At 41.0% G+C, this 14,289-nt stretch carries 12 protein-coding genes and 1 pseudogene; 11 read left to right on the top strand and 2 right to left on the bottom strand.

Annotated elements, in window-relative coordinates; genetic code table 11:
* Nucleotides 1-202 precede the first annotated feature (202 nt).
* On the top strand, nucleotides 203-2,134 hold the full coding sequence (gene fbp, locus QFZ28_RS19410; RefSeq protein ID WP_307196171.1) for a fructose-1,6-bisphosphatase: 1,932 nt from the start codon (nucleotides 203-205) through the stop codon (nucleotides 2,132-2,134).
* Between the two features lie 45 nt (nucleotides 2,135-2,179).
* Nucleotides 2,180-2,330 (top strand): annotated as a pseudogene (locus QFZ28_RS19405) (fructose-bisphosphatase class II); the annotation flags it as partial.
* Nucleotides 2,331-2,578: 248 nt separating this feature from the next.
* Here the strand turns inward: QFZ28_RS19405 and madM are convergent.
* Together madM and madL are read right to left on the bottom strand one after the other, a co-directional pair.
* The gene (gene madM, locus QFZ28_RS19400; RefSeq protein ID WP_307196170.1) at nucleotides 2,579-3,343 is read right to left on the bottom strand and encodes a malonate transporter subunit MadM; all 765 of its coding nucleotides are present in this window, start codon (nucleotides 3,341-3,343) and stop codon (nucleotides 2,579-2,581) included.
* Nucleotides 3,324-3,734, bottom strand: a complete 411-nt coding sequence (gene madL, locus QFZ28_RS19395; RefSeq protein WP_307196169.1) for a malonate transporter subunit MadL — start codon at nucleotides 3,732-3,734, stop codon at nucleotides 3,324-3,326. The genes madM and madL overlap by 20 nt, the downstream gene beginning before the upstream one ends.
* A 290-nt stretch (nucleotides 3,735-4,024) precedes the next feature.
* Between madL and QFZ28_RS19390 the strand changes: the two genes are divergently transcribed.
* From QFZ28_RS19390 to QFZ28_RS19350, 9 genes are all read left to right on the top strand, one after another.
* A complete protein-coding gene (locus QFZ28_RS19390) occupies nucleotides 4,025-4,684 on the top strand; it encodes a GntR family transcriptional regulator (RefSeq protein WP_307196168.1) in 660 nt (219 codons plus the stop codon).
* 55 nt (nucleotides 4,685-4,739) lie between these two features.
* Nucleotides 4,740-5,675 carry an ACP S-malonyltransferase gene (locus QFZ28_RS19385; protein WP_307196167.1) on the top strand — a complete coding sequence of 312 codons (936 nt, stop codon included), beginning with the start codon at nucleotides 4,740-4,742 and terminating at the stop codon, nucleotides 5,673-5,675.
* Nucleotides 5,676-5,712: 37 nt separating this feature from the next.
* Nucleotides 5,713-7,359, top strand: coding sequence for a malonate decarboxylase subunit alpha (gene mdcA, locus QFZ28_RS19380; RefSeq protein ID WP_307196166.1), 1,647 nt, complete (start codon nucleotides 5,713-5,715; stop codon nucleotides 7,357-7,359).
* A gap of 14 nt (nucleotides 7,360-7,373) precedes the next feature.
* Nucleotides 7,374-8,252, top strand: coding sequence for a triphosphoribosyl-dephospho-CoA synthase (locus QFZ28_RS19375; RefSeq protein ID WP_307196165.1), 879 nt, complete (start codon nucleotides 7,374-7,376; stop codon nucleotides 8,250-8,252).
* Nucleotides 8,253-8,263: 11 nt separating this feature from the next.
* Nucleotides 8,264-8,575, top strand: coding sequence for a malonate decarboxylase subunit delta (locus QFZ28_RS19370; RefSeq protein ID WP_307196164.1), 312 nt, complete (start codon nucleotides 8,264-8,266; stop codon nucleotides 8,573-8,575).
* Complete coding sequence (gene mdcD, locus QFZ28_RS19365) at nucleotides 8,553-10,244, top strand: biotin-independent malonate decarboxylase subunit beta (protein WP_307196163.1); 1,692 nt, start codon at nucleotides 8,553-8,555, stop codon at nucleotides 10,242-10,244. Before QFZ28_RS19370 ends, mdcD begins: the two co-directional genes overlap by 23 nt.
* On the top strand, nucleotides 10,235-10,846 hold the full coding sequence (locus tag QFZ28_RS19360) for a malonate decarboxylase holo-ACP synthase (RefSeq protein ID WP_307196162.1): 612 nt from the start codon (nucleotides 10,235-10,237) through the stop codon (nucleotides 10,844-10,846). The genes mdcD and QFZ28_RS19360 overlap by 10 nt, the downstream gene beginning before the upstream one ends.
* Nucleotides 10,847-11,324: 478 nt before the next feature.
* Nucleotides 11,325-11,474 carry a hypothetical protein gene (locus tag QFZ28_RS19355; protein ID WP_307196161.1) on the top strand — a complete coding sequence of 50 codons (150 nt, stop codon included), beginning with the start codon at nucleotides 11,325-11,327 and terminating at the stop codon, nucleotides 11,472-11,474.
* Between the two features lie 172 nt (nucleotides 11,475-11,646).
* Nucleotides 11,647-13,908, top strand: coding sequence for a glycoside hydrolase family 3 C-terminal domain-containing protein (locus QFZ28_RS19350; RefSeq protein ID WP_307196160.1), 2,262 nt, complete (start codon nucleotides 11,647-11,649; stop codon nucleotides 13,906-13,908).
* Nucleotides 13,909-14,289 lie beyond the last annotated feature (381 nt).

Genomic DNA, 14,289 nt, shown 5'->3' with positions numbered 1-14,289 from the left:
CAAGGCTTTTTGACGTCCGGCAATTGTTGGTCCTACTGGTGCCGGAAAAACAACATTGGTCAACTTGCTGATACGATTCTATTAAGGAAATCAAATTCTAAATATTACAAACTATTATTTGTCTTTTCTGATATAATACATAATTAATCTCAATCTTTTACAACGAAAATATATGGGGAATTTTGAAAGGGGATACATACTTTTGAACTCAAAATATCTAGATTTACTCCTTCAAAAATATGATTGCGAAGAAAAAGTGGTAACTGAAATTATTAAATTAGAAGCCATTCTTAATCTTCCAAAGGGGACAGAACATTTTGTCAGCGATTTACATGGGGAGTATCAAGCTTTTCAACATGTATTAAGAAATGGTTCGGGGAATGTAAAAAAGAGAATCAGAGACTTGTTTCAAGACGTTTTATTTGAAAAAGAAATAAATGATTTTGCGACATTAGTTTATTATCCTGAAGAAAAATTAAAATTAATGAAAAGTCATTTTAGCAATGAACAAGAATTAAACCGATGGTATATTGTAATCATTGAGCGGATGATCAGGCTTATTTCTCATGCTTCCTCCAAATATACACGGTCGAAATTACGAAAAGCATTGCCGAGTCAGTTTGTGTTTGTTATAGAAGAGCTGCTATACAAAACGAACCAATCTGAAAATAAGGAGCAATATTATAAAGAAATTGTCGAGCAGATTATCTCCTTGGGTCAGGCTGATAAACTCATAACAGGGCTTGCGTATACCACCCAAAGATTGGTTGTCGACCATCTTCATGTAGTGGGGGATATTTATGATCGGGGACCCGAACCTGATAAAATCATGGATACTCTGATCAATTATCATTCCGTTGACATTCAGTGGGGAAACCATGATGTACTATGGATAGGTGCTTTTGCAGGTTCAATGGTTTGTCTTGCTAATATCATTCGTATCAGCGCAAGATATGACAATCTTGATATTATTGAAGATGTATATGGAATCAATCTTAGGCCTCTGCTGAATCTTGCGGAGAAATACTATCAGGATAATCCGGCTTTCAGACCTAAGGTACATTCTGATCAGAAGCTATCTGATCATGAAACATTACAAATAACGAAAATTCATCAAGCCATTGCGATGATTCAGTTCAAACTTGAAATGCCTATTATAAAGAGACGCCCGTATTTCAATATGTCAGAAAGGCTTTTGCTGGAGAAAATCGATTATGACAAGAACGAAATAACGATTTATGGAAAAACCTATCCTTTAGAAAATACGTGCTTTGCAACGGTAAATCCAGAGCAGCCTGAACAATTATTAGAAGAAGAAAAGCAGGTTATGGAAAGATTATTATTTTCAGTCCAGCATTCAGAAAAGCTTGCCAGACATATGAACTTCCTGATGAAGAAAGGGAGTCTCTATTTAAAATATAACGGAAACCTATTAATACATGGTTGTATTCCTTTAGATGAAAAAGGGAATATGGAAAAAATGGTTATTGAAAATAATACCTATTCAGGCCGCGAATTACTTGATGTTTTTGAACGGTATTTACGTCATGCCTTTGCACACCCTGAAGTCACGGATGACCTTGCGACGGATATGGTCTGGTATTTATGGACAGGAGAATATTCATCACTCTTTGGAAAAAGAGAAATGACCACTTTTGAGAGGTACTTTATTAAGGACAAGGCGACCCATAAAGAGAGAAAGAACCCATATTACTATTTACGTGAAAATGAAGAAATTTGCCGCAAAATCTTGACAGAATTTGATATGAATCCTGACCAGGGTCATATTATCAATGGGCATACACCAGTTAAAGAAATTGAGGGAGAAAATCCAATTAAAGCAGATGGTATGATGATTGTGATCGATGGAGGTTTCTCCAAAGTTTATCAATCAACAACAGGAATAGCAGGATATACGTTACTATATAATTCCTTCGGTATGCAACTGGTCGCCCATAAGCATTTTAATTCAAAAGAAGAAGTTTTACTTAACGGGACAGACGTTTTATCAATTAAAAGAGTGGTAGATGAAGAGCTAAAGAGAAAAAAGGTTAGAGAAACGAATGTGGGAGAGAAATTATTGCAGGAAATCTCCATTTTGAATAGTCTGAGGGAATATCGCTATATGAATTAACACCGATTAGGAAGAGGGGCAATTTCCCCTCTTCTTATTTTTTTCCTAGCAGATGGAGAACTTTTAAGGGGCGTGCAATATAAAGGGAATATTGGAACGACACATTCTCTTGTTATGTGTGCAAAAATCGGGAACTGTACGTTTCATCGAGGGGAAGCATAGTTTTAAAAAAAAACCAGACTTAGTTATTAGGTAAAGCAAGCTCTGAAATTAATAGTTTTAGAGAAAAATTCTAAAATACAAAACCGCCTTTAACCAATGTATTCCAAAAAATTAAGCAATCTTAGTCATGTTAGGTACAGAAATACCAAGATTGCTTTGAAACAATACTATCTCCTTGAAGTCATTTTCTGTGGGGCGTAATTTACATAAAGTATTAAATAATTGTCAAGGGAGAAAACTGCTCTAGAAGTACATAGTTTTACGAAGGATAATGTTCTTACATTATGCAAAAACAGCCTTTGTCAGCAAAAATAAAACAGAAGGAGCAAGCAGGCAGCCTAAACCCGTATAAAAAGTGGCGGTTACAGCTCCGTAAGGAACTAGTTTTGGATCCGTTGCGGCTAATCCTCCTGCTACTCCACTCGTTGTGCCCATGATTCCGCCGTATACCATGGCAGTACGCGGGTTATTCAATCCAATATATTTTGCAATAAATGGTGTGCCGATCATTGTCAAGATGGACTTTACCAGTCCTGCTGCGATGCTAAGGGTAATAACTTCGGAACTTGCACCAATGGCCGATCCTGTTACTGGTCCTACAATGTATGTAGCCGTCCCAGCACCAATGGTCGTTAAGCTAATTGCATCTCTGTATCCAAAGGCAAGTGCAATAATGACACCGACGACAAAAGAGAGGACAACACCAACAAATAAGGACAGGACACCGTTTACACCAGCTTTCTTGATTTCACTAAAGTTTGCCCCAAAGGAGGTAGCAACGATAGCAAAGTCTCTGAGCATTCCGCCGCCCATTAGCCCGATGCCAGAAAAAAGGGTAATATCTGATAACCCTTTTTCTCCTCCTGTAACCACTCCGCCGATGTAAGCGAGGACAAGACCAAGGGTAATGGCAATAGCAGACCCATGGATGCGACCCCTGGTTAATTTGTTAGAGATAAAATAAGAGAGATACATAGTTAACCCAACAATGGCAAAAGCAACAATTAACCCATTATTTTGCAGAAGATTACCTAATATGTCTAACACCCTGCTCGCCTCCATTCACATCCATTTCAAGAATCTCTACCTGGCCACCCTTGCTTAAAAGAGGAACTACGGCCCAGCTAATCACCACTACGACTACTCCAGCAATTATAGCCAAAAAACCTCCATTTAGGGCCGCAACTACATTTTGTTGTGCTGACATGGCAATAACGATCGGAATATACATTCCACTCCAAAAAGCAAGTCCTTCTTGTGTCTGTTTGTTAAGCTTATCTTTCTTTTTTAAGTACTCCACAAGTAGGATCAGCATGAGCATTGCAAAGCCTACACCCCCGACATTTGCGTTAATTCCAAGTATGTGACCTAAGAGATCTCCAAAAAACACCCCAGATAAAAAGCAGATAGATAATATTGCGACCCCAAAAATAATCATGCAATTTCTCCTTTTCAATTTTTTCTTTTAAACAACAGGCATAAAACTGAAAGCGAACAGAACAATTAAACGTATGTCTATACTCAGAAGAAAATTGAAACAAAGGAAAGCGTTTACAAAGATAAGAGAATCGCCAGTCGACTGTATTCCTAAAACTCATAATAAATCGTGAGAAAATAAAATGTCAATCTTTTTTTAAATTTTCAAAATATATTGAAATCTATTGATTCAGTCGCTATAATAAAAATCGACAGTCGACTATTTTTAAAAATATTGGAGGAGACTTCGTCATGAAAACGAATAAATTTACTCAAAATGCATTATCAAATTATATTGCTGAACATATTACAGATCAAATTCTTAAGGGGGAACTAATCCCCGGGGATAAACTAATCGAACATATTTATGCAGAAGAGTACGGAACTAGCCGTGCTCCTGTTAGGGAAGCTATTTATCTACTTTCCATAGAAGGCCTTGTGGAAAGAATTCCAAGAAAAGGAGCCGTGGTCAAAGAATATACGGAGAATGAGATATATGATCTTCTTGAAATACGCAACATGCTTGAAACGATGGCCATCGAACGTATTGGCCGAAACGGAGTAGACCAAACGGACCTGCAAAAAATGGCTGATATTTTAGAAAAAATGAAAGATGAGGCGGAAGTTCATCAATATACCCAACTAAATCACTCTTTCCATATGACACTTGTGGAAATGAGTAAAAGTGAGACCATTAAAACGATGTACTCAAGGCTTGGATGGCCACTACTAAGAATCCAAAGCCTATCGTTTGCGAACGATGGAAATATTGAAAAGTCTGTAAGAGAACATCAAATGTTAATTGAATTTTTAAGAGAAGAAAACATCAAGGAAGCAGCCAATCTTTTGAAACGTCATAACGAGGATGTCATTTCAAGTATGAAGAAAAAGTTAGGTTCGCAGAATAAATAAGGTTTTTACAAGATTATCAGAGTAGTTGAGTTTTCAAACAAGGTGGTGAAAGTTGGTGAAGCTCGCATTTTTATTTCCTGGCCAAGGTTCTCAAAAACCGAATATGCTCCAGGAACTGCCTGAACATCCTGCTGTTGAGGCAGTTCTTCAAGAATCCATGGAGGTACTTGTAGAAAACGCCTACAATTTTGATTCTAAGGAAGCTTTGATATCGACTGTCTCAGTTCAAATAAGCCTTCTTGTTTCCTCAGTTGCAATTTTAAAAGTATTTGAAGCAGAAGAGGTATTTCCAGATTTTGTGGCAGGCCATTCTGCAGGTGCTTTTAGTGCAGCCGTTGCATGTAAGGCCATTGGGTTTGCTGATGCTTTAAGAATGATAAAGCTAAGAGGGCAGCTAATGGAACAGGCCTTTCCTAGCGGCTATGGAATGGGTGTCATTACAGGAATGGATGAACAGACAGTAAAAGAACTAGCAAATTCTTGTTTTACAGAGACAGAACCTGTATACACGGCAAATGTCAATGCTCCGGACCAAATCACGATTGCAGGTTCTGTTACTGCTCTCAACAAGGTCATTAACCGTGCCAGAAATAGTGGGGCAAGAACAGCGGAACTTCTAAATGTGAACATACCGTCCCATTGTTCATTGCTAAACTCAGTTTCTAGATCGTTACATGAGGAATTGTCAAAAATTAAATTTAGACGGCCAGTCATTCCATATGCTTGTAACCGGACGGCAAGGCTTTTAAGATCGTCGGAACAGGTTAGGCAGGATCTTGCCTTTAACGTTTCCCATCCCGTTATGTGGCATGATATTTCTTCCATACTTTGTGAGCACGGTACAAGGCTTTTTATTGAGATGCCTCCAGGAAATGTTCTTACCAGTTTATCCAAAAAAGCACTGCCTGGTGCCCGTTCTCTTTCTGTGGATGAAAACGGGTTTGGAAATTGTTTGGTTTTGGCTAGGCGTTTCTGTTCTGAACATTCTTAAGTATAAAAGATTGATAGGAGAAAGGGGATAGAAGCAAATGCAGGCAATTAAAAAACACTCTTGGAAAAAACGATTAGAGGCAAAAGAAAAGAGAATGGAGAAAATGAAAGACATAACGAGCAATCGAATTATCCCTACAAACAAAATTGTCCAGGCGCTTGAAACCTTAATCCAGCCTGGTGACCGCGTCGTTCTAGAGGGAAACAATCAGAAGCAGGCATCATTCCTATCGGCTGCTCTTGCCAAGGCAGACCCGGAACAATTATATGATTTGCATATGATTATGTCGAGTATCTCCCAGCCTGAGCATTTGGATCTGTTTGAATATGGAATCGCTAAAAAAGTAGATTTTTCCTACGCAGGCCCGCAAAGCCATCGGATTGCACAAATGCTGGAGGATGGGAAGCTTACGATGGGTGAGATCCATACTTATGTAGAGTTGTATGGCAGGCTGTTTATTGACTTAATCCCTTCGGTTGCCCTAGTGGCTGCTGACAAGGCTGATGCTGCCGGGAATTTATATACTGGTCCAAACACGGAGGAAACACCAACTCTAGTTGAAGCAGCAGCTTTTCGTGATGGCATAGTCATTGCGCAGGTGAATGAGTTAGTGGACGAACTTCCTCGTGTTGATATACCTGGTTCCTGGATTGACTATGTCGTAGTTGCTGACAAGCCATATCAACTTGAGCCACTTTTTACCCGTGACCCTCGCCATATTACAGATATCCAGGTGCTGCAGGCAATGATGATCATCCGTGGTATTTATGAAAAGCATCAAGTAAAGTCGTTGAATCATGGAATTGGCTATAATACAGCTGCTGTGGAATTATTACTTCCTACATATGGAGAAAAGCTAGGGCTTAAAGGAAAGATCTGCAAACACTGGGCGTTAAACCCGCATCCTACACTGATTCCCGCAATTGAAAGCGGCTGGGTAGAGAGTGTTCATTGCTTTGGCGGGGAAGTTGGAATGGAAAAATATGTGGCTTCAAGGAGGGATGTATTTTTTACAGGCCGTGACGGAAGTTTGCGCTCGAACCGGACATTATGCCAGCTGGCAGGGCAATATGCCGTTGATTTGTTCGTCGGTTCAAGTCTGCAAATAGACACCTACGGAAATTCTTCAACTGTTACCCGCGGGCGGCTTGCAGGGTTCGGTGGTGCACCAAATATGGGGCATGACCCGGGTGGAAGGAGACATTCTTCTGAGGCGTGGCTGGATATGAAGACAAATAATAACCCGCTTTCACGTGGAAAAAAGCTAGTAGTCCAGGTCGTAGAAACATTCCAAAACGGAAATAAACCGGTGTTTGTTGAATCTTTGGATGCCTTGGATGTAAAAAATGATGCAGGTCTCGCAACTGCACCAGTCATGATTTATGGTGAAGACGTCACACATATTGTTACAGAAGAAGGGATTGCCTATTTATATAAGGCAAACAGCATGGAAGAACGCAGGCAGGCGATAGCGGCTATCGCAGGCGTTACTCCGATTGGGCTTGAACATGACGTCAGAAAGACGGATAAATTGAGAAGAGAAGGACTAATTGCCCTTCCTGAGGATCTAGGAATTAGAAGAACCGATGCAAAGCGCTCCCTGCTTGCTGCTAAAAATATTGAAGAGCTGGTGGAATGGTCAGATGGTTTATATGAACCACCTGCTAAATTCCGAAGCTGGTAACAGGGTACAGGACAATGGAAAAATTACAAACTTACACAGAGAATCTTGCAATTTTAGCAGTGCGAGCGCTGATTGAGGAGGCAGAACTGACGCCAAAGCCAGGTCTTGTTGACATTGAAAGCACAGGTTCCCATCATGATATGTCTATTGAACTAATGATTAAATCGGCTAAATCATTAGAGCCGGCGTTCAGAGAAATTGCCAAGGTAAGCTATGGAAGGGTCCCATCCCAGGAATTAAGGGAAGAGATTGCTGCTATCGGTCGCCAAGGGGAAATCGATATGTTCCAAGCTACAGGGGGTGTGAATACACACAAAGGTGCTATCTGGGCGTTAGGATTGCTTGTTTCAAGCGCCGCCATGAACCCTGGAGAGACATCTTTGGACCATATTGCTAAAAAAGCAGGAAAGCTTGCCCTCTTCCCGGATCGGAACCTGCCACAACAAATAACAAATGGTAAAAGAGTAAAAGAAAAATATGGGGTCAATGGAGCACTGGGGGAAGCCCAGCAAGGGTTCCCGCATATAAGAAACATATGTTTACCTGTTCTTTATGATTCCAGGAGCAGAGGCATCAAAGAGGATCTTTGCAGGTTGAATACCTTAATTGCCCTTATGGCAAGTCTTGATGACACATGTATTTTACATCGGGGAGGGGCTGGAAGCTTGATCGCTACGAAGGAACTTGCTTCTGAAATCCTGATATTAGGCGGAGTTTGGACACAGACAGGATGGAAGGTTTTAGAAGAACTAAGCCAATTCTTAATTAAGTGCAATGCTTCCCCAGGCGGTAGTGCGGATTTACTGGCCGCTACATTATTCCTTGATTATCTGTATAAAAATAACACGAGCTATTTATCGGAGTTCAGTAAGTACTCGCTCATTAGAAAATAAGGAGGGCCCAAATGGAAAAAATAATGTTTCGTTTTCCCGCAACAAAAAGACTGGAGTCGAATTCACATGTGGGTGTAGTTGGATCTGGAGATTTGGAAATTTTGATGGAACCTTCAGAAGGAGCATTTGCAGAAGTACTTATACGAACTGGTACAACAGGGTTTAAAGAAACATGGAAGTCCGTTTTAGAGAGATTTTTTTCGCAGCACGAGGTTTCAGCCATTATAAAGATTAATGATTTCGGTGCCACTCCAGGAGTTGTAACATTACGTTTATCACAAGCATTGGAGGTGGCTAACGATGCTGGATACGCTAAAAAATAGCTTTGTTGAATGCGGGGGACGTGAACGGGCACGATCCTTGTTGGATGAATACAGCTATAGGGAATTACTGGACCCATTCTCAGGAATGGAATCACCACATTTGGAACCTCAGGGCATTGTACCACAAAGTGATGATGGTGTGGTGATTGCAAGGGGAGAACTGCATGGTCTTGCTTTATTGGTGATTTCTATAGAAGGAAATTTCCAAGGAGGTGGAATTGGGGAGGTCTCAGGTGCTAAAATTGCCGGTGCACTGGAACTTGCTCTGGAGGAAAATAAAGCAGGAGGATCAGTGTACCCAGTCATTGTGTTTGATACAGGAGGAGTAAGACTGCAAGAAGCAAACTATGGTCTATTGTCAATTGCAGAAATCGGGGCTGCCATCGTTGCGCTTAGGGAATATGTTCCGGTTATCGGCATTATTCCCGGAAAAATTGGAGCATTTGGCGGGATGTCCATTACGGCTGGATTATGCAGCATCTTAATCATGACCCGTGAAGGACGGCTTGGACTAAATGGGCCTGAAGTTATTGAGCAAGAAGCCGGGATTGAGGAATTCGATTCCATGGATCGTCAGTTAATCTGGAATACAATTGGCGGGAATCAAAGAGAAGCAACGGGATTCGCCAATCTAGTTGTGGATGATGATATTGAAGCTTTTCAGCATGCCATTCTTTCTGCAGTTAAAAAAGCGGCAGAAAATTCCCCAAGAAGCACTCAGGTCGAGAGGTATCTAACGTTTTTACAATCGGTCGATACTTCAGAACCAATTAAGCCGGAAAAAGCTCGTCACTTATGGAAGCAGTCCGAGAATACTAAACTAGCTGAATATAGCTTTGAGAGGACCATACAGGAAAATGAGATAGTAAGCAGAGGACATAAATGGTTTAATCTCTTAACGAATGGAACCACAAGTATCAGTAAAACCCCTTCTGTACTTTGCGCAGATTCCTTTATCGGGAACGTCCCGGCGCGTTTCCTCGCGGTTGTACCGGATAAATTTAGCCGCTTCCCAAGAGCACGGTGCGGTGAATTCGGACTTGAAGAGGGATGGATGATTGCTAAACATATTCGTGATGTGATCGAGGAGGATCGGCACCAGGAGAAGCGGGCAATTATCGCGATTGTTGATGTACCAAGCCAGGCTTATGGCTACCGCGAAGAACTGCTCGGAATTCATCAGGCATGTGCTGCCGCAGTTGATGCCTATGCTTCTGCTAGATTAGTAGGTCATCCAGTCATTGCCTTCATACCAGGAAAGGCTATTTCGGGTGCTTTTCTTTCCCACGGAATGCAAGCCAGCCGTCTGATAGCCTTAGAGGATGAAGGGGTCAATGTTCACGTCATGTCCAAACAATCAGCAGCAAGGATTACACAGCGTACCATTGAAGAATTGGAAGAAGCAACAAAAAAAGTTCCTGCAATGGCCTATGATATTCGTTCTTTTGAAAAATTAGGTGCACTATTTTCCCTAATGAGTGGTATAAATGCAGATTCCCCAGGGATTTCAGACCGAGAGGCGGTATTCAGTAAATTAGTTGAAGCCATTGAAGACACCAAAAACAGTCGAAGGGATCTTAGCAGCAGACTCAACACTTCTTTTGCCCGAGAAGGTGGGAGGGCACCTTCGATACTTGTTCGGGAAAAGCTTGCAGAACAATGGCGTTAGATCCACATGACTTGCTAAAGATTAATCCAAAGGATATCATCAGCCACTCTTTAATCCCTGAATGGGTCGTACATTCTTTGGTGACAGCACCATTTGTTGTGGTCCGCAGGGTACATGCACCAAAAGGGCAGGAAGCCATTGGTATTAGGGGCAAGAAAAGAAACCAGAGATTTGGGGCATTTTTACCAGAACATTGTGTGATAAAACAAATTAAGCCTGAAGATCTTATCGGTAGAGAACAGTGGAAAGATAAACAAGCACCGGTTTTCACAGCTATGGAGTTCGCTGCAGACATTTTAAATGCTCACAGGCTTTCATGGGGGCCTGGAGGAAGTGTTGGTTTTGAGCTTGCCAGTGGGGTGGATACAGTGACATCAACAAGTGACCTAGACCTGATCCTTCGTTCACCAGAACCATTGGAGTTTTTTATAGCGAGGGAGATTGTAGAAGAATTAAAAAGAAGCCCGGTAAGAGTTGATGTTCAAGTAGAAACCCCTGCCGGTGCCTTTTCATTATTGGAGTTTGCAAGAGGTCCTGGGCTAGTGTTATTAAAAACAAGGTTCGGTCCAAAGTTGAGTAGCAATCCTTGGGAAGGTATATAATGCTTCTTGCTTATTTAAGTAATAGGCAGTATTCCTGTATAAAGAAAGATGAGGTTTGAATATAAAAAAGACCCTTGGTAAGAAATAAGTTGTCCAAAGATTAAAAGTAATTTGTTGGAATGGAGCCAACATGTCATTATTGACGTAATTTAGCTCACTTCCTTAAACAAGAAAAATCAAGTTTGTAGTCGTAAAACTTTGCATGTAAAGAAAAGCACTTCAATATTGGGCATAAACAGGTGCCATGCTTGCTGCTCAATTTTTTAAAATTACAAATCACAAGAATACACTAGTTAGCTAAGAGTGGGTTCGATTCCCACGCAGTCCCGCCAAAAACATTGATTTAACAACGTTTTTATCGCTTTGGAAAATTTTAGATAAAACTCTTTTGTATATATGGACTGTTGGTGCTATTGTCAAAAAGACTGTGTGACCTCCTTGCTAATGGGAAAATCCATTTAGTTAAGGAGGATTTTTTATGGCTGATCAAACCAAGAGAAAAGGAAGAAAAACCGTTACAAATCGTGGTTTTTTGGAGGGCGAAACGAAACAAAGTGCTTCAAACAAATTGCTAACTGAACGGTTTGAAACATTAATGAGAGCAAAAGAGCTAAAAGGACTGATATAAAGAGTTAGAATTAGTAAAATTAAATAATTGAAATTCACTCAATTGGATAAAAAATAGGAATGAAGGAAAAAAGAAGAAAAAGGATTTTTCACAAAACTAACCGGCGAAAATCCAAAAGTTTGAATAAAACAAGGTTGATCGAAAAATTGAGACCTGCTGGAAGGAAGGTTTGATGGATAACAAATTTTACAAGATCGTTACTGCAGGCATAATATCCGTTTTCATACTCATTGCAAATGGAAAAGGAACCGCCGCACTTGAAAACAGCATCTCCCCGAAACTAGTGAATGAAGCTTCTATTGAGAAGGTAATCAAGTCAATGACATTGGATGAAAAGGCCAGTCTTGTGATTGGAGCGGGTTACCCAGGTCCAAACGGTGTCGCTGGTGCTACAAACGCTATTCTGCGTTTGGGCATACCATCAATCATCCTGTCTGATGGCCCAGCCGGTGTCAGGATCGGCGGTTTATTTGCCGGGGCTCCCCCGAGATACGCAACTGCGTTTCCAATTCCCTCATTGCTTGCGGCGACATGGGATGTCGACAAAATGGCAAAGGTGGCACGAGCTATGGGGAAGGAATCAAGGGAATACGGTGTGGATATCCTTTTGGCACCTGGTGTCAATATTCATCGTGATCCTTTAGGAGGAAGAAATTTTGAATATTATTCCGAGGATCCATTCCTTGCCGGCGTTATGGCTGCATCGTTTATCAATGGTGTTCAATCCACAGGCGTAGGTACTTCACTGAAACATTTTGCTGCCAATAATCAGGAAACGAATCGGACAACAATCAATGCGATTGTACCGGAACGTGCGTTGAGAGAAATTTATCTTCCTGCGTTTGAAATGGCTGTAAAGCAAGCAAAGCCATGGACTGTGATGAGTGCGTATAATTCAGTCAATGGTGCTTTTGCAACTCAGAATAAATATCTATTAACGGATATTTTAAGGGGTGAGTGGGGCTTTAACGGATTTGTTATGTCCGATTGGTGGGCTGTCAAGAATCCGTTTGGTGCGCTGGCGGCCGGAAATGATCTGATTATGCCTGGGGTGTACAAAGGACCAATGCCTATGCCGGAATTAATCAAAGCAGTGTACACAAAAGCATCCGCCCCTACACCGGATTTAATTAAAGCCGCCGTTGAGAATGGAACACTTAGTGAAAGTGTACTTGATACTAGAATTCGTAATATTTTACGGATTGTGTTGAAGACTCCTACTTTCAAAGGGGAGTATGAGAATGTTAATTACAATAAAACGTCTCTTACCAAGCGAACTGCTGATGAAGGTAAGCGGATTGACCGCGAAGCAGCAGCGGAAGGGATGGTACTCCTGAAAAACAAAGATCATACCCTCCCTTTTAAAGGAGTCCATACCATTGGGGTAGCCGGGCAGAATGCGGTTGTAGATCTTAAGCGCAATAAACAGGGAATTATCATCGGCGGAGGCGGAAGTTCCCAAGTAAATGTTATGCCTGAAGACATTGTTTCGCTTAAACAAGGCTTAAAAAATGCAAATTATTCAATAGTTGATTCTAAAAACGGGAACAAGATGGTTGAAGGCTTGGGCAAAGCCGATGCTGCTTTTTTGGCGCAACATACCGATATAGGTTTAGTATCTATCGGAAGGGCTTCAACAGAAGGTGCGGATCGGCCCGATATGAATATGAAACCAGCGGAAGTTCAGCTTATTAAAGACCTTTCCTTAGCTTATCATAAGGAAGGTAAAAAGTTGGTGGTTGTATTGAATATTGGAGCACCGATAGAGGTTGTGAGTTGGAGAGATTATGCGGATGCTATATTGCTGGCCTGGCAGCCGGGACAAGAAGGAGGAAACCCGATTGCCGATGTCCTCTCCGGAAAGGTGAATCCTTCCGGAAAACTCCCGGTAACTTTCCCGGTAAAATACAGTGATGTCCCGTCCTACGGCAACTTCCCAGGGGATCTTTCCAAAAATACTGTCCGATATGCCGAGGGAATCTTTATTGGTTATCGTTACTATGATACAAAAGGAATACAACCAGCATATGCATTTGGCCATGGTCTTTCTTATACGAGCTTTACGTACTCGAATCTTAAACTAAGTTCAAGAAAGCTAAACTTGGATCGGAATGAACCACTGATTGTATCGGTAGACGTTGCGAACACAGGAAACCTTCCTGGCAAAGAAGTTGTCCAGCTTTATATTCATGATAAAAACTCAACTTTTCCAAGGCCGTATAAGGAACTTAAAGGCTTTAAAAAGATTTACTTAAAGCCGGGCCAGACCAAAACTGTACAATTTACAATCGAAAAGAGAGCCCTTTCCGCATTCGATGATAGGTTAAAAAAATGGGTTGCTGAAGAAGGATTGTTTCAAGTTCTTGTTGGAAGCTCTTCAGGGAATATTCGGCAAAAGAGCGAATTTAAAGCTGCAAAAAATAAAAATTTTTAAATCTAAGCCCTCCCATCCGAGGGCTTAAGACCATTAACATCCATCTTTTCAACAGCTTATACCTTTTATAATTAGAAAAAAATAAGCGATATACTTAATAAAACTAATTTGAAGTTGATTTGGCGGGGATTAAACTGTCTAAATGACAGGGAAGATAGTAAATAAAGGACGTCCAGTCTTCAAAACTGCTTGAGACCACCGTGTGTGGTCTGGTGGGTTCGATTCCCACACGGTCCCGCCAGCCATGATACTTATGGGTTTTTTGAAGTTTTTCTTGAGGTTAACAGAGGACATTTGTTAATTATATAAATACGATGAATTTTATTAGCTCAGTATGATTTGAAGTAAGGGCAATTACTCGAAAGTGATCAAGTTTCAGGG

This window comes from Neobacillus niacini (genome assembly GCF_030817695.1).
GTDB classification, from domain to species: domain Bacteria; phylum Bacillota; class Bacilli; order Bacillales; family Cytobacillaceae; genus Neobacillus; species Neobacillus niacini_F.
This window is presented reverse-complemented; position numbering and strand designations above follow the sequence as displayed.